At 45.8% G+C, this 26,149-nt stretch carries 19 protein-coding genes, 1 other RNA gene and 2 other annotated features; of the genes, 19 read left to right on the top strand and 1 reads right to left on the bottom strand.

Annotated elements, in window-relative coordinates; all coding sequences use genetic code 11:
• Positions 1 to 68 precede the first annotated feature (68 nt).
• A complete protein-coding gene (locus NSB28_RS02715) occupies positions 69 to 626 on the top strand; it encodes an RNA polymerase sigma factor (protein WP_109624325.1) in 558 nt (185 codons plus the stop codon).
• Positions 627 to 638: 12 nt separating this feature from the next.
• A complete protein-coding gene (locus NSB28_RS02710) occupies positions 639 to 2,090 on the top strand; it encodes a hypothetical protein (RefSeq protein WP_109624326.1) in 1,452 nt (483 codons plus the stop codon).
• Positions 2,091 to 2,276: 186 nt separating this feature from the next.
• On the opposite strand, the gene NSB28_RS02705 is transcribed toward NSB28_RS02710, so the two are convergent.
• Positions 2,277 to 3,137: a putative manganese transporter gene (locus NSB28_RS02705; RefSeq protein ID WP_109624327.1), complete on the bottom strand. Its 861-nt coding sequence runs from the start codon at positions 3,135 to 3,137 to the stop codon at positions 2,277 to 2,279.
• 133 nt (positions 3,138 to 3,270) lie between these two features.
• Positions 3,271 to 3,543: a binding site (T-box leader), on the top strand.
• A gap of 221 nt (positions 3,544 to 3,764) precedes the next feature.
• Between NSB28_RS02705 and NSB28_RS02700 the strand changes: the two genes are divergently transcribed.
• From NSB28_RS02700 to pheS, 17 genes are all read left to right on the top strand, one after another.
• Positions 3,765 to 5,426: a 2-isopropylmalate synthase gene (locus NSB28_RS02700; RefSeq protein ID WP_109624329.1), complete on the top strand. Its 1,662-nt coding sequence runs from the start codon at positions 3,765 to 3,767 to the stop codon at positions 5,424 to 5,426.
• A 584-nt stretch (positions 5,427 to 6,010) separates the two neighbouring features.
• Complete coding sequence (locus NSB28_RS02695; RefSeq protein WP_109624330.1) at positions 6,011 to 6,853, top strand: cell wall hydrolase; 843 nt, start codon at positions 6,011 to 6,013, stop codon at positions 6,851 to 6,853.
• Between the two features lie 202 nt (positions 6,854 to 7,055).
• Positions 7,056 to 8,543 (top strand): threonine synthase, encoded by a 1,488-nt coding sequence (gene thrC, locus NSB28_RS02690; protein WP_109624791.1) that lies wholly within the window; start codon positions 7,056 to 7,058, stop codon positions 8,541 to 8,543.
• A 12-nt stretch (positions 8,544 to 8,555) separates the two neighbouring features.
• Positions 8,556 to 8,900, top strand: coding sequence for a hypothetical protein (locus NSB28_RS02685; protein WP_109624331.1), 345 nt, complete (start codon positions 8,556 to 8,558; stop codon positions 8,898 to 8,900).
• 114 nt (positions 8,901 to 9,014) lie between these two features.
• The gene (locus tag NSB28_RS02680; protein WP_109624332.1) at positions 9,015 to 10,706 is read left to right on the top strand and encodes a phosphoenolpyruvate carboxykinase (ATP); all 1,692 of its coding nucleotides are present in this window, start codon (positions 9,015 to 9,017) and stop codon (positions 10,704 to 10,706) included.
• Between the two features lie 134 nt (positions 10,707 to 10,840).
• Positions 10,841 to 11,022: non-coding RNA, 6S RNA (ssrS, locus tag NSB28_RS02675), on the top strand.
• Positions 11,023 to 11,142: 120 nt separating this feature from the next.
• Positions 11,143 to 12,198, top strand: coding sequence for an aldose epimerase family protein (locus NSB28_RS02670; protein ID WP_109624333.1), 1,056 nt, complete (start codon positions 11,143 to 11,145; stop codon positions 12,196 to 12,198).
• Positions 12,199 to 12,393: 195 nt separating this feature from the next.
• Positions 12,394 to 13,986 carry a SpoIID/LytB domain-containing protein gene (locus NSB28_RS02665; RefSeq protein WP_109624334.1) on the top strand — a complete coding sequence of 531 codons (1,593 nt, stop codon included), beginning with the start codon at positions 12,394 to 12,396 and terminating at the stop codon, positions 13,984 to 13,986.
• Positions 13,987 to 14,040: 54 nt separating this feature from the next.
• Positions 14,041 to 14,880, top strand: coding sequence for a YihY/virulence factor BrkB family protein (locus NSB28_RS02660; RefSeq protein ID WP_257497411.1), 840 nt, complete (start codon positions 14,041 to 14,043; stop codon positions 14,878 to 14,880).
• The gene (locus NSB28_RS02655) at positions 14,858 to 15,124 is read left to right on the top strand and encodes a hypothetical protein (RefSeq protein WP_109624336.1); all 267 of its coding nucleotides are present in this window, start codon (positions 14,858 to 14,860) and stop codon (positions 15,122 to 15,124) included. Before NSB28_RS02660 ends, NSB28_RS02655 begins: the two co-directional genes overlap by 23 nt.
• Positions 15,114 to 16,454, top strand: coding sequence for an ABC transporter substrate-binding protein (locus NSB28_RS02650; protein WP_109624337.1), 1,341 nt, complete (start codon positions 15,114 to 15,116; stop codon positions 16,452 to 16,454). Before NSB28_RS02655 ends, NSB28_RS02650 begins: the two co-directional genes overlap by 11 nt.
• A 71-nt stretch (positions 16,455 to 16,525) precedes the next feature.
• Positions 16,526 to 17,383 carry a carbohydrate ABC transporter permease gene (locus NSB28_RS02645; RefSeq protein ID WP_109624338.1) on the top strand — a complete coding sequence of 286 codons (858 nt, stop codon included), beginning with the start codon at positions 16,526 to 16,528 and terminating at the stop codon, positions 17,381 to 17,383.
• Between the two features lies 1 nt (position 17,384).
• Positions 17,385 to 18,215 carry a carbohydrate ABC transporter permease gene (locus NSB28_RS02640; RefSeq protein WP_109624339.1) on the top strand — a complete coding sequence of 277 codons (831 nt, stop codon included), beginning with the start codon at positions 17,385 to 17,387 and terminating at the stop codon, positions 18,213 to 18,215.
• A 67-nt stretch (positions 18,216 to 18,282) separates the two neighbouring features.
• The gene (locus NSB28_RS02635) at positions 18,283 to 20,046 is read left to right on the top strand and encodes a cache domain-containing sensor histidine kinase (RefSeq protein ID WP_257497410.1); all 1,764 of its coding nucleotides are present in this window, start codon (positions 18,283 to 18,285) and stop codon (positions 20,044 to 20,046) included.
• A gap of 11 nt (positions 20,047 to 20,057) precedes the next feature.
• The gene (locus NSB28_RS02630) at positions 20,058 to 21,563 is read left to right on the top strand and encodes a response regulator transcription factor (protein WP_109624341.1); all 1,506 of its coding nucleotides are present in this window, start codon (positions 20,058 to 20,060) and stop codon (positions 21,561 to 21,563) included.
• Positions 21,564 to 21,597: 34 nt separating this feature from the next.
• Positions 21,598 to 24,729 carry a glycosyl hydrolase gene (locus tag NSB28_RS02625; RefSeq protein WP_109624342.1) on the top strand — a complete coding sequence of 1,044 codons (3,132 nt, stop codon included), beginning with the start codon at positions 21,598 to 21,600 and terminating at the stop codon, positions 24,727 to 24,729.
• 79 nt (positions 24,730 to 24,808) lie between these two features.
• Positions 24,809 to 25,064, top strand: a binding site (T-box leader).
• A 63-nt stretch (positions 25,065 to 25,127) separates the two neighbouring features.
• The gene (pheS, locus tag NSB28_RS02620) at positions 25,128 to 26,147 is read left to right on the top strand and encodes a phenylalanine--tRNA ligase subunit alpha (RefSeq protein ID WP_109624792.1); all 1,020 of its coding nucleotides are present in this window, start codon (positions 25,128 to 25,130) and stop codon (positions 26,145 to 26,147) included.
• Positions 26,148 to 26,149: the final 2 nt, after the last annotated feature.

Genomic DNA, 26,149 nt, shown 5'->3' with positions numbered 1-26,149 from the left:
TCCAAATAGCGCCCTGTTTCGTCTAATGGGTATAAATAAGTCAGACTAAGGAAAAGGGGGAGTTTTATGTGAGGTATTTGGTAAAGAGAGCTCAGAATGATGATGAGGAGGCGTTTATTGAACTGATAGAACGCTCTAAGCAGGGGATGTATAAGGTGGCAAAATCTTATCTGCACTGTGAAGAGGATGTGGCTGACGCCATGCAGGAGACGATACTGGCCTGCTATGAAAAAATCAGGACACTGAAAGAGCCGGATTATTTTCAGACATGGATGATACGGATCCTGATTAACAGATGTAAAGATATTTTAAAGAAGAATAAAGAACTCCGTCTTCTGGATGATTATCCGGAAAGGCCATTTATGGAGGAGATGCAGGTAAACCTGGAATTTGAAGAGCTTCTGGAATCTGTGGGAGAGAAGTATAAAACGATACTTGTCCTTTATTATGTGGAAGGGTTTAATACGAGAGAGATAGCCGGACTGCTGGATATGAATGAACACACGGTGAAGACAAGGCTGGCAAGAGGAAGGGATAAGTTTCGCAAAGAATATATGAGAAGTGATGAGATTATAAAAGAATGCAATTTAAAAAAAACGGGATACAGTCAGGCATCTTCATCATAAGGGGGGAATAGGATGAGTAAGCAGTATAATAATGAGGAAATCTCAAGGATATTATGCCAGGATCTAATTTTCAGCAGGACAATAAATGACAGGCTTGATGAAACATATGCCCTTATACGGGCGAACGCAAGACAGATAAGGGAAGGAAGTGCAGAAAATTCCCACAGAAGAGTACGCAAAATGGGCAGAAGAAAAATCGGCAGAAGATTAGGTCTTGCAGCTGCAGTGATGGTTCTGCTGGCTGCAGCATCTTTGGCAGTGGTGGCTGCAGGAGGATTTTTTGTTAAAAACAGCAGCCAGACAGGGGACAGTATGACATATGAATTCAAGATTGATTATACACTTGTACCGAAGAAGTTTGAGGCGAAGCCGTCCTATCTGCCGGAAGGCTATAAAGAATGGCAGAAGGGGAAATATGAGAAGGATGAATATGCGCGAATTTCTATCAGGACTGTAAACATGGATCTTATGGACAGTAACAGCGGCGAATTTGACTGCGTTGGCGTGGAATCAGTAACAACAGATATACTTGGAGGAATGGATGCGGATATTGTGCAGTTAAAAGAAAATAAGATGTCTTACCACCCATTTGATAAAAGGATATACTTGTTCAATCCGGATAAGGGATATGCAATAGCTCTGTATGGGACAGATCTGGTGGAGATGGGAGAACTGAAAAAAGTAGCTGATTCATTAATAGTCACAGAGACAGAGGAGGATATTTCCTATACTTCAGAAGAATTAAAGAAAATCCGGCAGCAAAGAATGGAGGAAGAAAATAAAAAGAGCATGGCAGCCAACGAGGCAGGGGTTCCTGCGGATGCTGTTACGCCCATGGGGGAAGAAGCCGGGATGGTAAACGCGCAGGGGACAGAAATTTCAGACGGAGTAAAATACAAAGTAATGGAGGTGATCCATGCCGACAGTATCAGCGAGCTGCCGGATCTGGAGGAAAAATATTTTATTGATTATGAGGATAACAGCTGGTGGATCCGTGAGGATGGGACACTGAAGCCACAGGGAAGGGTTAAGGCAGATAGCTGGCCGCTGACAGGAGATGAAGAAATAGAGCAGGTGCAGCAGAAATATCTGTTAGTGAGGGTCAGGGCAAAGAATAACAGCGATTCCCTAAAGATGGCTCAGGGAGGGCTTTTTGCGTATCTGCTCCGGCAGGAGGAAGACGGCCATTATTCTTTCATGGATAATACAGTCCATAAACAGGTGGAAGTGGATAATATTCAGATGGAATCCCGGCCATTTTATTTTGACGGCGCCGAAAATATTGAGGGAGAGGCAAGAAGTGACTTTTATTATTACTACCTGGAACCAGGGGAAGAAAAAGAGTACACTCTCATATGGGCTGTGGATGAAGACGTCATTGACAATGTCTGTCTGATGGTGGATTATAACGGGATGTACGAACCGGGATGTTATGATAATAAACGGTTCATGAGCATTAAATAAGAAGGGGGAAATGACCAAAGGGTGTGCCAGGTTATTGCGGCACACCCTTTGGTTCTTCTATAGGAAACTTCGTTTCATATAGAAGCCCCTTCCGGGAGGATGTACAGCAGCGCACGCGGAACAAAAGCTGCGCTTTTCATAATATTGGCTCGAGGGGGGGCGCAAAGCGCATTTTTGTTCATTTGGTCACCAGCCCGCCAGACTCAGCAGGATACCGGCTGCAGATGCTGTCAGATATAGGATGCCGATGATCTTCAGGTTTTCTTTTTTGTCTGGATTCATCTTAAATAAAACAATAAGCCCAACACCGGCTCCCGTGCAGAGTCCGGCAATGACAGAAGCAAATGTGATCGCACCGTCCAGATAAAGCTGAGTAAGTATGACAGATGCGGCACAGTTGGGGATCAGGCCGATGACAGCGGCGATCAGCGGCTGGAAAATGGTATTGCCCAGAAGGAGGGCAGACAGCCTTTCAATGCCGAAAATTTCAGTTATAAGATTCAGCACACCGGAGAACACAAATAAATAAATCAGTATTCTTACTGTGTGTTTTATTGCCGGCTTTACAATACCCCCGTGATCATGGCAGCCGCAGCCGGAGCAGAGATCTTCCAGATGCCTGTCATCTGTCTGCCTCTGCCTCCAGAGACAGTCAACTGCATATCCGGCCAGAATTGCTATAACAACCTTGACAGCCAGAAGAATGAGGATATCCTTTCCGCGTCCCGGATTTCCAAGAAGGATGAGGATGGCTTCATCGGAAGTGGCAATAAAGACGGAAACCAGGGTACCGGGGGAGATCACGCCGCCGGCAAATAAGTTTGCAGCCATGACAGAAAAGCCGCATTGAGGGACACAGCCTGCCAGAGCGCCGAAGATGGGACCAGACCAGCCTACTCTGGCCAGCATCCTGTTAAGAAAACTGCCTGAATAATGTTCAAGCGCTTCCAAAACGAGAAATGCAGCAAACAAAAAAGGAAGCATCTTAATGCAGTCCAGGCTCGTGTCTGTCAGAACATCCAAAAAAATGTTTAAATAATACTCCATAGTGTTAAGTTCTCCTTTTTAGCCTATTTTTTATTATAACCATAAAAAGGATCAAATTACCAGAACTTTTTTGAAACTAAATTCTGCTTGACAATATGAAACAAAAATGATATCTTAGACTCAGTTGATAATAGAGAATGCAATGAAGAGGAATAGTACGATTCGTTCTGATTACAGAGAGCCGGCGGCTGGTGTGAGACGGCAGAAGGATGGATGGGAACTCACCTTGGAGCGGCTGCCCCAAATTTCATGATGTATGGAAGAGTAGGCGCAGACGGAACCCTACCGTTATCCTGGGAGGATATAATGTTCAGCAATTGGACCCGTATCCGCAGAGAGTATGAAGTAATTCATAAAATAGAGTGGTACCGCGTAAGACATGCAGAGTCAGTCTTTCGTCTCTAATGACAGCAGATGTCAGGAGATGGGGGGCTTTTTTAGTTTCCGGAAAAGCCATATGGGTTCACCGGTATAAAAGAACTCTTGTCAGGTTATTCACGCGTAGACTGCAGACCCTTCTGAAAACCGCTTCATATTATCACTGAAAATTACTATATATAGTAAGAAGCAGGACCGCTGCCGGTATGGTGCAGGCGGCAGGAATCAGAAAAGAAAAGGAGAATGGATATGAAAAATTTTGAAAAGTATACCAGGCAGTATTTCATGCCGCCAGAACCGTCTTTTAAATGGGTGGAGAAGGATCATATTGAGAAAGCCCCTATATGGTGCAGTGTAGATCTTCGTGACGGCAACCAGGCGCTGATAGTACCGATGACACTGGACCAGAAAATTGAATTCTTCAAGCTTCTTGTAAAAGTTGGTTTCAAAGAGATAGAAGTGGGATTTCCCGCAGCTTCTGATACAGAATATAATTTTTTGAGAGCGCTTATCGAGCAGAACCTGATACCGGAGGATGTTACGATTCAGGTGCTCACACAGGCCAGGGAACATATTATCCGCAAGACATTCGAGGCTTTGAACGGGGCAAAGAAGGCAGTAGTCCATGTTTATAATTCCACATCTCTTGCACAGAGAGAGCAGGTATTTAAAAAGTCAAAAGAGGAGATCCTGAAGATCGCTGTCGACGGGGCAGCGCTCTTAAAGAAACTGGCAGCTGAGACTGAAGGAAACTTTTCATTTGAATACAGCCCTGAGAGCTTTACGGGCACAGAAGTTGAGTATTCTCTGGAGGTCTGCAATGCCGTGCTGGATGTTTGGCAGCCAACGCCTGACAACAAAGTGATCATTAATCTGCCCAGCACGGTCCAGCATTCAATGCCGCATGTATATGCCAGCCAGATTGAATACATGAGCACCCATATGAAATACCGCGAAAACGTGATACTTTCTCTGCATCCGCATAATGACAGGGGCTGCGGCGTGTCAGACGCTGAGATGGGGATACTGGCAGGAGCCGACAGAATAGAAGGAACACTGTTTGGCAATGGTGAGAGGACAGGAAATGTAGACATAGTGACTCTTGCCATGAATATGTTCTCACAGGGTGTGGACCCTGAACTGGACTTTACAGATATGCCATATGTAAGTGAACAATATGAGAAATTTACAGGAATGAGCATTGATATGAGAAGCCCGTACAGCGGCGCACTTGTATTTGCAGCATTCTCAGGGTCACATCAGGATGCTATTGCAAAGGGTATGAAATACAGAGAAGAGAACGACTGCCAGTACTGGACAGTTCCATATCTTCCTGTTGATCCCACTGATGTGGGAAGGCGTTATGAAGCTGATGTTATCCGTATCAACAGCCAGTCCGGAAAGGGTGGCGTGGGATATATCCTGGAGCAGAACTTCGGCCTGAATCTTCCGGCAAAAATGCGTGAAGCTATGGGATATGCAGCCAAAGGAGTTTCTGATGAACAGCATAAAGAGCTGCAGCCAGAAGAAATATTTGAACTGTTTAAAGAGAAATATGAAGATATTCAGACTCCTTATAATATTACAGAAGTACATTTCAAACAGCACAACGGCATCATTGCTGAAGTGACTGTTACATGCAACGGTGAATCACGGGTGGCTATTGCTTCCGGAAACGGACGTCTCAATGCAGTAAGCAATGCCCTGAAGAAATGCTATCATCTGGAATATGACCTTGTAACTTATCAGGAGCATGCTCTGGAACAGAGTTCCAGCTCAAGGGCTATCGCATATGTGGGAATCAAGGATAAGAATGACAGCCTGTACTGGGGCGCCGGAGTAGATCAGGATATTATCCGGGCATCTATCAATGCTCTTGTGACAGCTATCAATAATAAAGAGACAGCATAAATTTGGCAACCGGATAAAAGGCAGCAAAAGATAGAATTAGGGCAGGCTATTATGTGATTCTTTTGAGGATTATCATAGCAGTCTGCCTTTACGTTTTTTCAGCAGAGAAGCAGTATGAGATATATTTCAAAAATGTTAAATGGATTTAAAGAAATATTTAAAAAATAAATAGAAACGAAATAAAAATGTAAAATGTTGTAAAATGTAGAAAAATGTTTCATAAAAAATGGAAATACAAAAAAATGAGCAGATGTAAAAATGCATAAAATAATAGGGGGAATTATCAAAATATTTTGTGGATATCTCATAAAAAGGCTGCTGAGCTAAAAAAATGCCATGTAAGATATTACAAAATTATGAAACCATACTTGACACTTGATTTTAATTTCAATATAATTTCAATTACTAAGGGCGACATAGATTACTCCATCGAAAAAAGGCGCATAGTCTCTTCGAAAAAGAGTATTTTCCATAGATTAGATAGATAATATGTAACTATCCGGTTCAGGCTGGTCTGCAGGACCGGGAGCAGCAGGTGCCGGAGAGTTGCGAAAATATTTAGAAAAGGAGGGAGGTACGGTAAGATGTTATGGCTGAAGGAAATTTTCTGCAGAGCATGGAATTTCATAAAACAGGCGTTGACGAAGCGCACCTATAGGGAATGCGCAATAATTGTGGCCGGCATTGCCGTACTTGCTGTGGTGGTTTTGGGTGCCGCCGGCTTTTCAGGTGGGGGCAAAAACAAAGTCTATGCCGTCCAGAATTCAAAGGACAAGGAAGCAGAGTCGGGGGATGAAGAAAATATCCCCAATGAACTTCAGGCGGGGCTGATGGGTGTTGTTAACAGTGTCACCAGCCTGGAGGAGTATTCTGCGGCGGCCAGCTCCAAAAGCATCGAGAATGCTCATGAAGATGTCCTGGTTGGAAATTCAAAGGCAAGCAAGGGTGCCTTGAACAGGATATCTGTAGAAAAAGGCCTGAAGGCTATGAGCGGTATCGGGTACATATCCCAGCTGGCAGTGCGTCAGCATCAGATGCCTGTAGAGGATTATTATGCACTTCTGCAGATTGTAGAAGCTGAAGCTACAGGCGGGGATACCTACAGCAAGATGTTAGTGGCAAATGTTGTGCTCAATAGGGTGGAGGACAGCCATTTTCCGGACAATATTTATGATGTGGTCTGGCAGACGGTTGGCGGTTCACCGCAGTTTTCGCCGACGAGTGACGGCCGTATTTACAGCGTAGATATTACAGACAGTACCATAGAGGCTGTAGACAGGGCACTGGATGGGGAAGATAACTCGAAAGGAGCGCTTTTCTTCATTGCCAGGTCGAGTGCTGATGAGCACAATGCTGAGTGGTTTGATGACACGCTGGAATGGATGTTCGAGTATGGCGGGCATGAGTATTACAAATTTGCCGAATAGTGATGCAAAGTACGAAAGAGCGCTGCAGGGCTGTATAGCCGGGCAGCGCTCTTTCGATTAATTTCGCGTAAAGTCTGCTTTAGTTTTGCCTTGTACAGTGCTAAATTCTATGCTATAATTATAAATTGAGAAGTTTTCGGCTTCATTTTTTCACAGAGGTGAGCCGGATAAGAAAACAAAGAAAGAGCAAAGGATGGGAAATATGGAGCTTCTATACAAAAGTACGAGAAACAGTGATACCACAGTAACAGCTTCACAGGCTATTTTAAAGGGCCTTGCAGAGGATGGCGGATTATTTGTCCCAACAATGATCCCGAAGCTGGATGCCGGCATGGATGAACTGGCAGGTATGAGCTATCAGGAAACTGCGTATGCTGTGATGAAACAGTATCTGACAGATTTTACGGAAGAAGAGCTGAAAAGCTGCATTGCCAGAGCCTATGATGAAAAGTTTGACACAGAGGAGATCGCGCCTCTGAAGAAGGAAGATGGAGTCTATTATCTGGAACTGTTCCACGGCGCTACGATAGCTTTTAAGGATATGGCGCTGTCTATTCTTCCGCATCTGATGACCACAGCAGCAAAGAAAAACCATATTTCTAACGAAATCGTGATCCTGACTGCTACTTCAGGAGATACAGGAAAGGCAGCGCTTGCCGGATTTGCGGATGTTCCCGGTACCAGGATCGTGGTCTTCTATCCGAAGTCAGGCGTCAGCCCGATTCAGGAAAAACAGATGGTGACCCAGAAGGGGGACAATACATTTGTTGTAGGTATCAGGGGGAATTTTGATGATGCACAGACAGGGGTAAAGAAGATCTTTGGAGATAAAGATCTGGAAAAGGAGATGGCATCTGCCGGATTCCAGTTCTCATCTGCAAATTCTATCAATATCGGAAGACTGGTGCCTCAGATCGTATATTATGTCTATGCATATGCAAAGCTCTATGCTGCAGGGGACATCAAAAATGGTGAAGAGATAAATGTTGTCGTTCCCACAGGCAATTTTGGAAATATACTGGCAGCTTATTATGCAAAGAATATGGGAGTTCCTATCAGGAAGCTTATCTGCGCTTCAAATGAAAACAGAGTGCTTTATGATTTCCTGGGAACAGGCACATATGACAGAAACAGAGAGTTTATCCTGACTACATCACCCTCCATGGATATCCTGATCTCCAGCAATCTGGAGAGGCTGCTGTACCGTATAGCAGGGGAAGATGACAGTAAGAACCGTCAGATGATGGAAGCTCTCGTAAAAGACGGCAGATATGAGATTACAGAAGACATGAAGGAAAAACTGGCGGATTTCTACGGCAACTATGCCACAGAGGCGGAGACAGCTGATGAGATAGCCGGGCTTTACCGCAAGACAGGTTATGTTCTGGATACGCACACAGCTGTGGCCTCCAGGGTTTACCGCAAGTATGCGGAGGAGACTGGCGATACGGCAGTGACAGTCATAGCTTCTACAGCCAGCCCGTATAAGTTTACTAGAAGTGTCATGGATGCTGTCGATAAAAAATATGATGCCATGTCAGATTTTGAACTGGTGGATGAACTGAATAAAATATCAGGAGTTGCTGTGCCCAGGGCTATAGATGAGATCAGAAATGCCCCTGTGCTCCATGATACAGTTGTGGATGCGGCTGATATGAAAGATACTGTTAAGAAATTCCTGGGAATATAGAGGGGGGAGAATATGGACTCAATGTTTGTGCTCCTGGACGTCATAGTCCTGGGATGCGGTGTTTACATACTGTATGCATATTACCTGATGAAGGTGAAGGGGGAGGTGAAGGAGAATCTTCTTTTAAATCCGACTACTCCTCTGAAGCGCTGCAAGGATAAGAAGGCTTATATGGAATATATGGGGCCCAGGCTTTTGGCGCTGGGAATAGGCGCGCTTATCTGCGGAGGTGCAGGGCTTATCAATGACTATACTAACTTTATGGGTTCCTGGTACCTGGCAATCACAGTAGTTTTTCTGGTGCTTGTCATCTGGTTTGCTGTGGCAGTTAAGAAATCTGTTAAAAAGTTCTGGTAGGACAGGCCAAATTATTAAAAAGCTGTAAAATCGTAAACTGGCTTTGTTAAATACTTGACATTTGACTTTGAAAATGAGATAATGAAGCCAAATTTTGATAAAGGAGGACATAAGATGTCAACAAAAGCGTATTATCCACTTAATGAAATCGGCGCTGGCAAAACTGGTTTTGCAAAGACCCGTTCCATTATCGAAGCAGCTTTCTACGGAAACAACGTAGTTAAAGTAAACACTTTAAAAGAGGCTTATGAATTAGCTAAAAACTCAACAGGAACAATCGTTACAGATATGCCAGTATACAGAGGAGAGGAATTCGGTCTGGAACCGGATGCAAAAGTTCTCTTATTCAACGATGGCGCTATCACAGGCCGTTATGCTGCAGCACGCCGTATTGCCGGTGAACCGGGAGTTGACTGCGCAGCACTTGATAAAGTGGCTATGGACGCTGTATATGAGTCACGCTGGAAAACAATGTACCATGCAGAGGTTTATGTAGGCCTTGATCCTGAATTCATGGTAAAAGCTCACCTTCTGATCCCGGAAGGAGAAGAGAACATCATGTATTCCTGGATGCTGAACTTCCAGTATATGTCTGATGAATATGTTAAGATGTACAAGAACTCCAAAGCAGTAGGTGATGGAAAAGAAGCAGATATCTATATCTTCTCTGATCCCCAGTGGTCACCGGTTGAGCATCCGGGCGTTGATTTCAGCTGCCTGAGCGATCCTCAGACTCTTTGCTACTTCAATACAAACCAGAACTGTGCATGTATCCTTGGTATGAGATACTTCGGAGAGCACAAAAAAGGCACACTGACAATGGCATGGGCTATTGCAAACCGTAACGGATATGCCTCCTGCCACGGCGGACAGAAAGAATATACATTAGCAGACGGATCTAAATATGTAGCATCTGTTTATGGTCTGTCAGGATCAGGTAAGTCTACTCTGACACATGCTAAGCATGACGGAAAATACGGCATCAAAGTGCTTCATGATGACGCATTCATCATCAACACTGATACATGTGCATCTATCGCTCTTGAGCCTACTTACTTTGATAAGACACAGGATTATCCGGTTGGATGTGAAGATAACAAATATCTCTTAACATCTATGAACAACTCAGCAACACTTGATGAGGACGGACATATCCAGATCGTAACAGAAGATATCAGAAATGGTAACGGACGTGCTATCAAATCTAAACTGTGGTCTCCGAACCGTGTTGATAAGATTGACGAGCCGGTTAATGCAATCTTCTGGATCATGAAAGACCCGACAATCCCGCCGGTTGTTAAATTAAAAGGAGCTTCTCTTGCATCTGTTATGGGAGCAACACTGGCTACAAAACGTTCTTCAGCAGAAAGACTTGCACCGGGAGTTGATCCTAACGCATTAGTAGTAGTACCTTATGCTAACCCGTTCAGAACATATCCTCTGGCTAACGACTATGAGAAATTCAAAAAACTCGTAGCTGAGAAGAATGTAGACTGCTATATCATCAATACTGGCGATTTCATGGGCAAGAAGGTTAAACCTGCTGATACTCTTGGAATCCTTGAAGCTATCGTTGAAAGAAAAGCAGATTTCAAACAGTGGGGACCATTCTCTGATATCGAGATCATGGATTGGGAAGGATTTGTTCCTGATATGAACGATCCTGAGTACGTTGGCCAGTTAAAGGCACGTATGACAGACCGTGTGAACTTTGTTAAGTCAACTGCAACTGTTAAAGACGGTTACGATAAACTTCCGGATGACGCTCTTGCAGCTATCCAGAAAGTTGTTGACGAATTAAACTAAGCAATATATAATGGGGATGTTGCATCTTGCAGCATCCCTTTTTGTTATTTTTTAATTAGTGGTAATAAATTCTTTATAGAATTATATATTGAAAATAGACAGATACTAGAGTATAATCTTAATAAAGAAAAAGGTACTTCCTGGAATGTGCGACACTCCTGTCGTTTTGAACCTACATTTACTTTAAACGGGATTCCTACATTGCTGTAATTAATGTCAGGCCGCCTTGGTCAGCGGAAGGCAGAGATTATGGCTGCGGTTACCCACCTAGCATTGCTAGGAGTCAGAAGACAGGAAACGGCATTTTGGGAGGTACTAAAGAAAAAGCATAAGCTGCTGTGAGGCCGGATATCCTGTCAAACGGCAGCTTTTATCTTGAAAACATATAAAGACTCCGCTGCTGCAGACAGTGACGGGAGGGCTGGAAGGAGAAGAGATGGGGATCAATAAGAACGATTTTGGCATGACAAGGGATGGGAAAGAGGCATTTATCTATACTCTTGCAAACAAGAATGGCATGAGCGCAGAGGTCACAGATTACGGCGCGACTCTTGTGGCTGTAAGTACACCTGATAAGAACGGCAGGCTGGATGATGTTTTGCTGGGTTATGAGGATGTGACTGATTACATAGAAAATGGCGGCTATCTGGGAGCCACAGTAGGGCGCAACTGCAACAGGGTAAAAGGCGCCCAGGTCAGCATTAACGGGCAGGTATTCGAATTAGATAAGAATGAGAATGGCAATGACCTTCACAGCGGCTTTCATGGTTATGACAGCTTTATCTGGGATGCTCAGATTATCCAGGAGGAAAATGCAGTAATGTTCTCACGCATGAGTCCGGACGGAGAGCAGGGATTTCCGGGAAATTTTAAGGTATCTGTGAAATATACGCTTACAGAAGAAAATGAGCTGAAGATCCAATACAGCGGAAAATGTGATCAGGATACAATTGCAAATATGACGAATCACAGTTATTTCAACCTGGCAGGACAAGATGCCGGAGAGATAACGGGGCATATACTGCAGCTGGAAGCGGATGCATATCTGCCGGTAGATGAAGAATCTATTCCCACAGGTGAGATCAGAGAGGTGGCCGGAACACCCTTTGATTTCAGAGAACCTAAAGCGATCGGAAGAGATATGGGGGCTGATGATGAGCAGCTGAGGCTGGCCCATGGCTATGACCATAATTTCCTGCTGAGGGGCGGATGCATGGAGGTCAGGAAGATCGCTGAGGTTATGGAGCCGGAGTCAGGCCGCACTATGGAAGTATATACAGACTGTCCGGGGATCCAGCTGTATACGGGAAATTTCCTGGAGAATACTCAGATAGGCAAAGAAGGGGTTGTTTACGGACCGCACCACGGTTTCTGCATGGAGACCCAGTTTTATCCCGACACGCCCCATCATGATGAGTTTCCGTCCTCGATCCTGAAAGCAGGCGAAGAGTACAGCAGCATTACGATTTATAAATTTGGAATAAGAGTCTGAGGACCGTACTGCTGTCTTATGTGGTGTATTATCTGAATATGCAGGCAGAAATAACAGGAATGTTTGTTGCAAAACAGCATTCCTTTTTTTCTGCCTGGCAGCAGATCTGGATTAAATTGCCGGTTATTTATGGAATTTTCTGGACATACTTCAATATACTTAATTATATGGAAAAGGTGAGAAGGTTAGAAAATCATGGAAGAAAAATGGAAGAGGATGCTGTTTTACATCTGCGCCCTGCTTTTTGTTATGGTAGTTTATATTGGAATGATTGAGCAGAAAACGAAGGAACGTCTTCTGTCTGCCTCCCGGGAGGCGGCTGATATGTCTGAGGCGCTTCAGGCACAGGGGGAGGAAAAGGATACCGGGCCTGGCGGGACAGAGGATACGGAAGAAATCAGGACAGCCAGTGCAGGAGCGTCTGGGGAGACAGAAGCACAGAAAGAGACAGAAGCACAGGGAGAGACAGAAAACCGGAAAGAGACAGAAGCGCAGGGAGAGACGGAAACTCAGAAGGAGTCAGAAGCACAGGGAGAGACAGAAACTCAGAAGGGGACAGAAGTGCAGGGTGTGACAGAGGTATCTCAGGCAGAGCAGAAGACAGAAACGGGGAAAGAGGGCGGCCTTACAATTGAGGACTGCGGCGAGAACCCATCTATCCGGGTATTGATCTGTTCGGATAATTATTCATATGATTATCACAGTGCCGTGAGTATCGGCTGTACATCTGATTTTATACTGGAATATTCGGGAAAGAAGGAAGAACACAGTACTTCTGAGGTGCTGGAACTGACACCTGAGAGTGAATACCTGGCTGACGGCATAATGACAATGACGCCATTAAAGGAAGAAGGTAAAATCATTCTTCCTAATCTGGCGCGTGCCGTACAGTGTCCTGCTTACTGTGGGAAGATGGAAGTGAGGGTGCAGGACGGGGCGCTGCTTGTTATCAATGAACTTCCTTTAGAGACATATCTAAAGGGAGTGGTGCCGAGTGAAATGCCGGCCTCTTATCCTCTGGAAGCCTTGAAAGCCCAGGCAGTCTGTGCCAGGACATACGCCCTCAAGAGCATGTCGGGCGGCAGGGCGGCAGAATATCATGCTGATGTGGACGACAGTGTCTCATATCAGGTATATAATAACAACAGACCTGACCAGAGGAGCACTGAGGCTGTGGAAGGGACACGGGGAATGGTCCTCAAAAAAGGGGACGGCACGCTTGTGGATGCCCTTTACTATTCTACATCCTGCGGACGTGCCATGCAGGATGATCTCTCAGAAGAAGCTGTGTTCTGTGCATTTATGGATACAGGGGGGACGAAGGCATATGAGGCCTCGGAGACATGGTACAGATGGCAGGCATTTTTCTCAATAGAGGAACTTACCAGGCTGGCCGGACTGTGGCAGGAGGGATTTGGACAGGTGTATGAAATGTCGGTGGCTGAAAGGCTGAAGAACGGATCTGCCCTCAGGCTCGCTGTAAGCGGCGAAGGAGGCAGTTTTGAAGTGGAAGGGGAATATTCTATAAGAAAGTTTTTATCGCCCCTGTATACGCCTGTAATCGCTCAGGACGGATATGAGGCGGACGGGATGAGCCTGCTTCCCAGCGCCTTCTTCTATTTTGTGCCGGAATACGAGGAAGGCACTCTCACAGGATATACACTGAAAGGGGGAGGCTATGGGCACGGCATCGGACTGAGCCAGAACGGGGCTAAGGGAATGGCTGATGCAGGGCTTGACTATACAGAAATACTGAGCGAGTATTATGGAGATACACTGCAGTATTGAAGTTCGTCCCCAAAAGTGGTATTATGAGGTATGAAGAAAATACAGAGGTTTATAATGAAGAAAATAAAGCAAGTAATTCTCTGGTGCTGGAAATTTTCCAGGAGAGTCAGCAGAGACAGAGTAGACGCCTACGCTGCCCAGTCCGCTTTTTTTATCATCATGGGTTTTATTCCGTTCCTCATGATGCTGCTTTCTATGCTGCAGTATACCCCCCTGACATCGCCCCAGGTGATGGAGATGATAATGGATTTTATGCCGGAGTCGTTCAGAGATTATCTTCAGGGTATCGTGTCTGAGCTGTTTACAAGGTCTACGGCAATATTGTCGGGAACTGCCATAGCTGCCGTCTGGGCGGCCGGGAGGGCTGTGCTGGCCATGACAAAGGGGCTTAACTCTGTTTATCATATTGATGAGACGAGAAATTATTTTTATATGCGTCTGAGGTCTGCCTTTTATATTGTGTTTTTTATGATCGCGCTGATCCTGGCTATGGTCCTTCTTGTATTCGGTAATAAGATCCAGGAGGCCCTGCTTTCAAACGTTCCGTTTTTACAGCAGTTTTCGGGTTTCATTATCAGTGTCAGGACAGTGGTGACGCTTGTTATCCTGGCTCTGCTTTTTTGGGGCATGTATGTGCTGCTGCCCAACAGGAGGCATGTTCATGTTTTAAGCCAGCTTCCGGGCGCAATTGTGACGGCTTTTACCTGGTCTATTTTTTCATACGGTTTTTCCATCTATTTTGAAATGGTGGGACAGATGTCAAGGATCTATGGGAGCCTGACCACAGTCATCATGATCATGCTGTGGCTGTATTTCTGTATGTGGCTGCTTTTTATCGGGGCTGAGATCAATATATATCTGGAAGATCCATATGGATATTTTGAAGGTATTTGACGGTGCGGGAAATAGAGGGCCCGGGATGGCTCACAGCAGGAATGGGCAGGAGCTTTTGAACGAAAATGTATGGAGAAAAATGCAAATGTCATGGAGAAAAAAGTCATCTTTGTGTGGGATGGCTTTTTTTACTGTTATTTTTCATGGAGAAGTGCAGGATTGTCCATGTATAAAAGTAGTTTATCCATGCTATGATTATTCCATCACAAAGAAGAAAGAAGGAGGAAGGTATTATGAAGTTTAGAAAGGTGACGGCATTGCTTTTGGCAGCAGCGCTGGCAGCGGGAAGTCTGGCAGGGTGCGGCAGCGGTAAGAGTGCAGAGGATGATTCAGCGGAAGCCAAAAAAGTAGAAAATGAAGTGAACAAAACAGCTTCAGGAGAGGAAGTCACACTTACGATGCTCATAGATAACGGCACTGAGCCCGACGGGTATGAAGCAGTACTCGCCCTGGCTGAGGAAAAGCTCGGTATCCATGTAGACGTAGAGATCCGCCCCGGTGGAGATGAGGGGGACAATATCGTAAAGACGAGGCTGGCTTCCGGCGATATGGCTGATCTTTGTATCTATAATTCAGGTTCTCTTTTATCAGCGCTGAATCCGTCTGAATACTTTATTGATATGACAGATTCCTCTGTGGCATCTACATTTGATGAAGCTTTCACAAAAGCAGCAAGCGTTGACGGAGTGCTTTACGGCGTACCATTTGGAAGCAGTTCAGCAGGCGGCGTAATGTACAACAAAGAAGTATATGAGAAATATAATCTGGAAGTGCCGGAGACTTGGGATGAGTTCATTGCAAACTGTGACGTCTTAAAAGAAGCTGGTGAAAATGCTCTGATCGGTTCTTTTGGTGAGAGCTGGACAGCTCAGGTGCCATATCTGGCAGATAACTTTGCAGTCCTTCAGAAGGAGCCGGATTTCCCGGAAGGCTTTACAGCAGGCACAAAGAAATACGCTACCTCTGAGGCAGGCCTGAGAAGCTGGCAGAAGCTCGCAGCGACTACACCGTATTATAACAAAGATTATCTTGCAACAAATTATAATGACGCATGCGATATGCTTGTTAACGGCGAAGGCGCACATTACATCATGCTGACAATGGCTCTGCGCAATATTTATTCTCTGTACGGCGACGAAGTAAATAAAATAGGCTTCTTCCCGATCCCTGGAGATACACCGGAAGAGACAGGGCTTACTGTATGGGCAGCAGGCGCTATCTATGGAAATAAGAATACAGATAAGGTAGATGATATTAAACGTTTCATGGAATTCTGGGTTTCAGATGAAGCAATCGATGCTTATGTAGAAAAAGTGCTTCCTGACGGACCGTACCACAATGGATATCAGCTGCCGGATACAGCTTACGACGCAGTTAAGGTAGATATGCAGAAATACTTTGACGAAGGAAAGACAGCTCTGGCACTTGAATTCTTAACACCGGTAAAAGGTGCTAACTGCCCGGCTATCTGCCAGGAGCTCGGCTCAGGACAGACCACACCGGAAGAGGCGGCAGCAGCTTACGATGAAGACTGTAAGAAACAGGCTGTGCAGCTTGGACTTGACTGGAAATAAAAGTGGTATATAAAAGGGCCAGCTGTCTATAAAGGCGGCTGGCCTTTTACTACACAGAGAGGGAATGAAATATGAATAAAAAGAAAATCTATTCTACCTGGTTCCTGGCCCCTGCAATGTTAATTTTTCTTATTTTCTTTATAATCCCCATGATAACGTCCCTGTTTTTCAGTATGACTGTCTGGGATTTTAAAAATTTCACATTTGTGGGCCTGGATAATTTTAAAATGTTTTTTTCAGAACGTTCTCTGAATATCGGTATAAAAAATACACTGATCTATGCAGTGCTTACATCTGGTTTAAAAGTTATCCTTGCATTTTTGATCGCAGTTTTCCTTTCAAGTGCAATAAGGACAAAAAATATCATCCGGTCTATCGTATTCTTTCCGAACCTGGTCAGCACCATAGCGATCGGAATAACATTTACAGCATTTATGCATCCGTCAAAAGGTATTTTCAATAAAGTTATTGAATTCTTCGGAGGGACAGGGATCGACTGGCTGGGAAATATCAACCTGGCATTATTTTCGGTCATTGCAACAGATGTCTGGAAGGGCGTATCTATCGCAACAGTAATTTATGTGGCAGGTATCGCATCCATTGACAAGACATTTTATGAAGCTGCATCGATAGACGGCGCCAGCGGCTGGCAGCGGTTAAAAAGCATCACGATTCCTCTCTGCCGCCCGGCAATGAATTCCGTTATCATCCTTTCATTTATCGGTGGTATGAGAAGCTTTGACCTGATCTGGGCTATGACAGGGGGCGGCCCCGGTTTTGCGACGGACGTTATGGCATCCATTGTTTACAAACAGTATGCTGCAGGCTTCTACGGGCTCTCCACTGCGGGCAATGTGATCATGTTTGTGCTGATTGCCGTTCTTGCGTTCCCGCTTCAGAAATTCCTGTTAAGTAAGGAGGTAGACTAGCATGAAAAAAAGAAAGAGACTGCTGCTTCTGGGTGATATTATCGGTATGGTATCAGCTATCGTGATATTTGTTTTCCCGTTTCTTTTCATGTTCATAAACTCCCTGAAGGACAGGCGCGAGGCCAATCTGCTCAGCATGGCTCTCCCGAAGGAATTCCTGTGGGAAAATTATAAAAAGGTTTTTGAGGCAAATAATTACATTGTCCTGACAGCATTTAAAAACAGCTTCCTGCTGACGGTCCTTTCAGTATTAGGGCTTATCATAGTCTGCTCTATGGCCGGATACGTGCTCCAGAGAAGAAAAGACAGGACCATGAGCATTGTAAACTTTGTCATCATGACAGGGCTGATGATCCCGCCTGCTATCCTGCCTACTATCTGGGTAATGCAGGGGCTGCATGTATACCGGACCTTATTTGGAATGGTGATGGTGGAGATCGCGCTGCAGATCCCCTTTGATGTTATGCTTTACCGCGGCTTCATAGGAACCATCCCTGTAGAGCTGGAGGAGGCTGGATATATTGACGGCTGCAAGCGTGCAAGCCTGTTTGGAAAGATCATTTTCCCGCTGCTCAAACCGGTGACAGCGACAGTAATCATATTGAATGCGGTAGGCATCTTCAATGACTTTACTAATCCGCTGTACTTCCTTCCGGGAAGTAAAAATGCCACTGTCCAGCTGACGCTTTATAATTTTATGGGACAGTATTCAAATTCCTACAATCTCCTGTTTGCTGACGTAATACTGATCACAGTCCCGATGCTTATTGTATTTATTATTTTTAATAAGCGTATTGTAGACGGTATGGTGGCAGGTTCCGTGAAAGGATAAAAAACAGGAGCCAGATAAATGTTTTCGTGCTATAATGGACAATACTGACAGTTTTGGAGGGGATGCGATGAAATTTCAGACCAAAATGATCGTGGTGTATGCCGTTCTCGGGACACTGATTGCCTGTATAGCCGGAAGCATTTATTATTCTGTAAGTATGTCAAAGCTTACAGAGCAGGAGAACCAGAAGCTGAGGATCACTGCCAGACAGCTGGAGCAGCAGTATGAAGAGATGATCCAGTCCATGAAGGATGTAAGCCAATACCTGCTCAGTGACAGGGATACACTCTCTGCCATTACAGGGATCTCCTACATGGAGGATAAGGCGGAAAATGATATTTATCTGGCTCAGGCTGAAAAGACGATCCAGGTACAGATAAGTACGGATTATATCACACGGAAATTTTACCGCGTGGTTTTCTGCAATGACAGATGCCTGCCTATAGCAAGCAACAACTGGCTGGACCGGCAGATAATAAATGGCATTGATTATAAAGAGATGCCCTGGTATGAGAGGGCCAGGGAGAATCCCGATACATTTACGATCATGGGGGCTCATAGAGATACATGGGGCAAACGTGATAATCCTGAAGTTTTTTCTGTTGTAAAGCAGATACAGGGGAAGGATATGGGGTACATTGAGGTCCAGAAAACTATGGACGATGTAGCCCGTGTGCTTCAGGCGGCCGATCTGGGCATGGATGTATGCCTGATGAACAGCGCAGGTGAGATCCTGTTCCAGAACAGGGAACAGGACGTGGAATTTAACAGGCAGTTCCTTGGAATACAGGATATACCGCCCGGGAAGTATGAAGACGGGCAGGGGAACAGCTGCCTGGCAGCCGGAATATATAATAAAAAGACAGATACTATGATCCTTGTTCTGGAGGACGCAGGGGTGCTCAGGGAAGGTGCAGGATATATCTATGTGATATCTCTTCTTCTGATAGGCGGTGGTATGCTCCTGTCGCTTGGATATGTAATGATCGCCACAAAGCGCCTGACAAAGCCTATGCACAGGCTGCAGAAGGCTATACAGGATACACAGCTGGAGACACTGGACCAGCCTCTGGAATTTGATGACCCCAATGATGAATTCCAGAAAATGGCACGTGTATATGAAGAGATGAAGCTCAGGCTGAACAGAGCGATCCTTCAGGAAAAAAGACTTTCATTCCTGCAGCTGCAGGCGCAGTTTGACATGCTGCAGGCGCAGGTCAATCCGCATTTCCTCTATAATGTGCTGAATGTGATCTCAAACAGAGGCATTCTAAGCGGCGATGAGGTCATATGTGACATTTGTGATGATCTGGCGGGGATGCTCCGGTACGCGACAGATACGAAAGAGAAGTACGCCACGCTGGAAGATGAGACAGATTTCCTGAAGCTGTACTTTTCACTTTTAAAGTACAGGTATGAGCATAAGCTGGAGTATACGATAAATATTGATCAGGAGATCGAAAGGCAGATACTGCCGAAGCTGGTCCTTCAGCAGCTGGTAGAGAACAGCATAGCTCACGGGTTTGAAAACAGCAGCAAAATCATGAAAATCTGTGTGACAGGATGGCAGGAAGATGGGCGCTGGTATGTGAGTGTCCGGGATAATGGCGAAGGCTTTAAGGCGCAGGTCATGGAAGACCTGGAAAAAAGCCTGGAGAAGATCAGAAAGGATCTGACCACCAACCGGCAGCATGTGGAGATGAAGATCGGCGGTATGGGACTGATCAATACATATGCCCGGCTCTATCTGCTCAACGCAGATGATCTGGTTTTTAATATCCAAAATAATGAGGACGGTGCCCAGATTGTTTTTGGAGCATCCCTGAGCTGAAAGGAAGGTTTATGTATCGAGTTTTTATTGCAGAAGATGAACCGGCAGCTATGAAGCATATATGCACTATCATAGAGATTAAATGTCCGGGCTTTGAGGTGGTTGGAACTGCTGATAATGGCAGGAGTGCGCTGGAGCAGATAGAAAAGCTGCAGCCGGATGTGCTGATCACGGATGTGAAAATGCCTGTCATGGACGGGATAACGCTTGTGAAAAGGATAGGGGAGAAATATCCTGAGATCTTGTCTGTTATAATAAGCGGCTATCAGGATTTTGACTATGCAAGGGAGGCGCTCCGCTCTGGTGTCTGTGATTATATCCTGAAGCCTGTCAAGCCTTCCACGTTTCAGGAGCGGATGAGAGTCATTCAGGGGAAACTGGATGAGGCATATTATGTGAGGCGCAACAGGATGATCCGGGAAATGTGCAGAGGAATTCTGCCGGACGAAAAAAAGTTTGCCAGATTTTTTCCAAGCTCAGAGTATTATGTGGCGCTCTTCAGGAAAAACGGGCTGCCGAGGCGTTTTGTGAATTCCAGGGGAATAGAGATATTTTCTATCAGGGATGAGCAGATGATGGTCTATGGAAGAGACGAGATGGAAGCGCTTTACATATGCCCCAGGGAGCTTCTGTTCCACAACAGCTTTTATCAGCTGATGACCCATATGGCGGAAAAAGAGAAGGCTTCTGCAGCTTATTATACTATGGTGCTGCGGGAGGAGGCTGTGCCCGCCATACAACTGCCGGAGGTGATTAAGATGCTTTATCAGACTCTGGATTACAGTCTTATCATCGGGAGAAAACAGGTGATTGTCAAGGAGGGGCAGAATCTGGATGAGAAAGCAAATACGGGAAGCGGGATCTGGAACCCATATCTGGACAGGCTGGAGATCCTGGTAAAGGATCATGCTCCAAATAATAAGATCCAGGAGGAAATAAAATGCTGTTTTATGAAATGGAAGGAGGAGGGGCATACACAGCTCTGGGTTGAGGATAAGGTGAGGGAGATGTTCGGAATCTTCCGCAGATATCACGCTCTTGACGAATCCATCGAGATGTGCGAATATTTCATTGATGAGGCTTTTTATTATGCCGCTGATATGGAGGGCCTGGCAGACAACATCAGGCAGATACTGGGCAGGAGCATGACAGAAGAGGCAAAGAGGATCAAGATAGATACTCCTGAATTTTTTGAGAAGATAGTCAAATATCTGCGGGAGCATCTGGCAGAGCCACTGTCTCCCCAGGATATCTGTGAGGTGTTTGGGATCTCACAGACATACTTAAGCCGCCTGTTCAGGAAATACAGCACCATGGGATTTAATAAGACTTTAAATCTGTTTCGGATAGAAAAAGCAAAAGAGATCATGAAAGACAAGAGCAGTCTTTATATTAAGGATGTAGCGGCTATGGTGGGCTATGGGGACCAGTTTTATTTCAGCCGTATATTCCGGTCTGTAACGGGGATAAGCCCTACAGAGTACATGGAGAAGGACGGGGAAGAAAGCCTCATATAAAAACATTATATTAATTAACGGGAGGTAGCACAAAATGAATTTGTATCCTAAAAATCAGGGACCTTTAAGCGACAGTCTGTTTGAAAAACCGACCAGCGAGTACAGGGGGACTCCTTTCTGGGCATGGAACTGCCAGATGACAGAGGAGAAAGTCTCGATGATCGTTCAGGCGCTGGAAGATATGGGGATGGGAGGCGGACATATACACTGCCGCACAGGAATGAATAATCCTTATATGAGCCAGGAGTTCCTGGATCTTGTAAAAGACGCAAATCAGAAGTTCAGGGACAAAGAGATGATAACCTGGCTGTATGATGAAGACAGATGGCCGTCAGGGGCAGGCGGAGGACTTGTGACAAAGGATGAGAGATACAGGATCCGTTTCCTGGTCTTTGCTCCGGAAAGGCTTACAGGGCTGAAGAAGGAAAATGATCTGTCATCCAGCGGTCAGGCTGTGCGCAGTGAGAACCGCAGGCTTATAGCACATTACCAGGTTCGGCTCAAAGACGGCTGGCTGGCAGCATATGAGAGGATTCCTGAAGATAAAACGCCTGATGAGGGATGGGATGAATGGTTTGCCTATCTGGAAATATCAGGGGACAATCCCTGGTTTAATAACCAGTCATACGTAAACACCCTGGACAGAAAGGCTATTGAAAGATTTATCGAGGTGACACACGAGGCATATTACAGGGAGCTGGGTGATGAGTTTGGAAAATCAGTTCCGGCAATCTTTACAGATGAGCCGCAGTTCTGCCATAAAACAAGGCTTAATTATGCTGATGACAAGATGGAAGTGATTATTCCTTTTACAGATGATCTGGAGGTTACCTTCACGGAGGCTTACGGACACAGCCTTCTGGATTCTCTGCCGGAGCTCTTCTGGGAAAAAGGGCCGGATGAGATATCACAGATCCGCTACCAGTATCATGACCACATCTGTGAAAGATTTGCCGATGCTTTTGCCGATACCATAGGAGAATGGTGCAGGGACCATAATATTATGCTTACCGGCCATATGATGGAGGAGCCGACACTTAAATCACAGACAGCTGCGTTGGGTGAAGCGATGCGTTCCTACCGTTCCTTCCAGCTTCCGGGGATCGACATGCTCTGTGACAGAAGAGAACTGTCCACTGCAAAGCAGGCGCAGAGCGCCTCACATCAGTTTGGATACCCGGGTGTCTTAAGTGAATTATACGGAGTCACAAACTGGGATTTTGACTTCAGGGGCCATAAGCTGCAGGGGGACTGGCAGGCCGCCCTGGGCGTGACTGTGCGCGTTCATCATCTGACCTGGACTTCCATGGCAGGAGAGGCCAAGAGGGACTATCCGGCCTGTATCGGATACCAGTCTCCGTGGTACAGGGAATATAAATATATTGAGGATTATTTCTCAAGAGTGAATACACTGATGACAAGAGGTAAGGCTGATGTGAAGATCGGCGTGATACATCCTGTGGAGTCATACTGGCTGTACTGGGGCTCAGAGGAGAAGACAGGCGGCATACGGGAGGAGATGGATGAGAATTTTGAAAAGCTCATCAACTGGCTGCTGTACGGGTTCCTGGATTTTGACTTTATCAGTGAATCTCTCCTTCCTCAGCAGAATCATCCTGAAATGTCTGAAAGTGACATGTTCACAGTAGGTGAGATGAATTATCAGGCCGTTCTGGTGCCGAACTGCGTGACACTCAGGAAATCTACCCTGGACCGCTTAAAAGCATGGAAGTCAAAGGGAGGAAAGGTTATTTTCGCAGGTGAGACACCCAGGCTTCTGGATGCCTGTCCGTCAGCAGAGGTGGAGGAGTTTGTGAGGGAGTGCACCTGCATCCCATTTACAAGGAACAGCCTCCTTACTGCCCTGGAGCCGGAGAGGACCCTGGAAGTCAGAAACGGGGAAGGACTGATGGCTGAAAACCTCATATATCAGATGAGAGATGATGAGGATAAAAAGATATTATTCCTGGCCCATGTAAATAAAATGGAGAATCCTGACCTGCCAAAGAAGGAAACACTGACTGTCACTATTGACGGTACATACAGGGTAATGCATTATGAACCGCTGGACGGCAGCAGGGAAGAGCTTCTTCCTGAGTACAGGGAAGGGAAAACGATCCTGAAAAGGGAAATGTATGACCATGACAGCCTTCTTCTGTACCTGCTTCCAGCTGATGTGGCAGAGGCAGCTTCAGGGGAGCCGGACGAAAAGGCGGCAGGACTGGAGAAAACAGATGAGACAGCCTGGGACGACCTGGCTGTACCGCCTGAAGTGCCGGTGAGCCTCTCTGAACCAAATGTATTTGTGCTGGATCAGGCAGAATACGCTTTTGATGATGGTGAGTGGAATGAGAGGGAAGAGATACTGCGCATCGATAATGAATTCCGCCGCAGCCTGAAGTTCCCGCTCAGGATGGAGGCATTCGCACAGCCCTGGCTGGATCAGGAGGAGGAGAAAGCGGAGCATACACTTTCATTGCGGTTTGAGATATTCTCAGAAGAGGAGATAAGCCCGGTCGTGCTTGCCCTGGAAAATAAGACTGCAGAAGTAATATTAAATGGTGAGGAGATTCCTTTTGAGGAGGATGGGTGGTATGTTGACAGAGAGATCATCCGCCGCAGGCTGGGAACTGTCCGAAAAGGAAATAATGAGCTGATTGTCAGAATTCCATACCGCAGGAAAGAGAATATTGAAAACATGTTCCTTCTGGGCGATTTCGGGGTCAGAGTGAAAGGCTCCAGAGCTGTTCTGACGGCACCCGTAAGGACACTGGCATTTGGGGATATAACTGTACAGGGGCTGCCTTTCTATGGCGGAAACGTAGAGTACCAGATACCTGTACAGCTTCCGGCAGACGGGATGCTGAAGGTGGAAGCCAGCAGATTCCGTTCACCGCTTATGAAAGCTGCGCTGGATGACGGGGAGGGCCAGTCGATCGCCTTTGCGCCTTACTGTGCATGCTTGAAAGCCGGGGCTGGCAGCCATGTACTGAAGCTCACAGCATTCGGCAACAGGATCAATACTTTTGGAACCCTCCATAACTGCAATGATACAGAACCGTGGCCGGGACCGAATGCGTGGAGGACTGCTGGCCAGCAGTGGGCTTATGAATATCAGATAAAACCGACAGGTATACTGAAGGCTCCTGTTGTATCCTTTACATAAAATGCTGGTCAAAGCATTTCCAGAAATAATCTTGACAGATTTAGAAGATGTGGTAGAATAGGACATAACAAACATGTCATGAAAAGCTGTGAAGGTGTAAAGTAGCAAATCATTTTCTTGCAGAGAGAGGGAGTCACCGGCTGTAAGCTTCCTTAAGTTCAGATGGTTATGTGAATTTCCCACCGGAGCTTCATTTCCGAAATGCATAAGAGAAATATCCCTGTGGGGAGAGCAGTGCATGTGTAAGAAATGACGAGACCGCGCGTTAAGCGGACAAAGTGCCTGTCACAGACAGGAAGCAGGGTGGTACCACGGATATCAGCTTCGTCCCTATTTTTAGGGGCGGAGCTTTTTTTCATGCATGTCGGAATCAGAAGAATAAAAGGAGAATAAAAATGATGAAAGAAAAACTGCAGGCAATCAAAGATGAAGCCATGAAGCAGATCCAGGCTTCCGATGCACTAGATAAGCTCAATGATGTCCGCGTCGCTTTCCTTGGAAAAAAAGGCGAGCTGACTGCCGTATTAAAAGGTATGAAGGATGTGGCGGCTGAGGAAAGACCCATTGTGGGCCAGATGGTAAATGATACAAGGACTGCTATAGAAAATCTGCTGGAAGAGACAAAGCGGAAACTGGAAGCAAGGGCAAGAGAAGAGCAGTTAAAAAAGGAAGTCATCGATGTCACTCTCCCGGCAAAGAAGAATAATGTGGGACACCGCCATCCGAATACGATTGCTTTGGAAGAGGTTGAGCGCATCTTCATAGGAATGGGGTATGAAGTGGTAGAAGGCCCTGAGGTAGAGTATGACCTTTATAATTTCGAGAAGCTGAATATTCCAGCGAACCATCCAGCGAAAGATGAACAGGATACATTCTATGTGAATAAAGATATCGTTCTGCGTACACAGACCTCCCCTGTCCAGGCACGTGTGATGGAGCAGGGCAGGCTTCCTATCCGTATGATAGCTCCGGGCAGGGTATTCCGCTCTGATGAGGTGGATGCCACGCATTCCCCGTCCTTCCATCAGATTGAAGGGCTTGTGATTGACAAGAATATCACCTTTGCTGACTTAAAAGGCACCCTGGAAGAATTTGCAAAAGAACTTTTTGGGCCGGAGACAAAGACAAAATTCCGCCCACATCATTTCCCGTTCACAGAGCCGAGCGCAGAGGTGGATGTGTCCTGCTTTAAATGCGGAGGTAAGGGATGCAGGTTCTGTAAGGGCTCAGGCTGGATCGAGATACTGGGCTGCGGCATGGTGCATCCCCATGTGCTGGAAATGTGCGGGATAGACCCTAATGTATACAGCGGTTTTGCTTTCGGTGTAGGGTTAGAGCGTATCGCGCTGCTGAAATATGAGATAGACGACATGAGGCTGCTCTATGAAAACGATATCCGTTTCCTGAAACAGTTCTAGAA

This window comes from Murimonas intestini (genome assembly GCF_024622195.1).
GTDB lineage: Bacteria > Bacillota > Clostridia > Lachnospirales > Lachnospiraceae > Murimonas > Murimonas intestini.
Note: the sequence above shows the minus strand (reverse complement) of the source record. Positions and strands in the feature narration are given on the sequence as shown.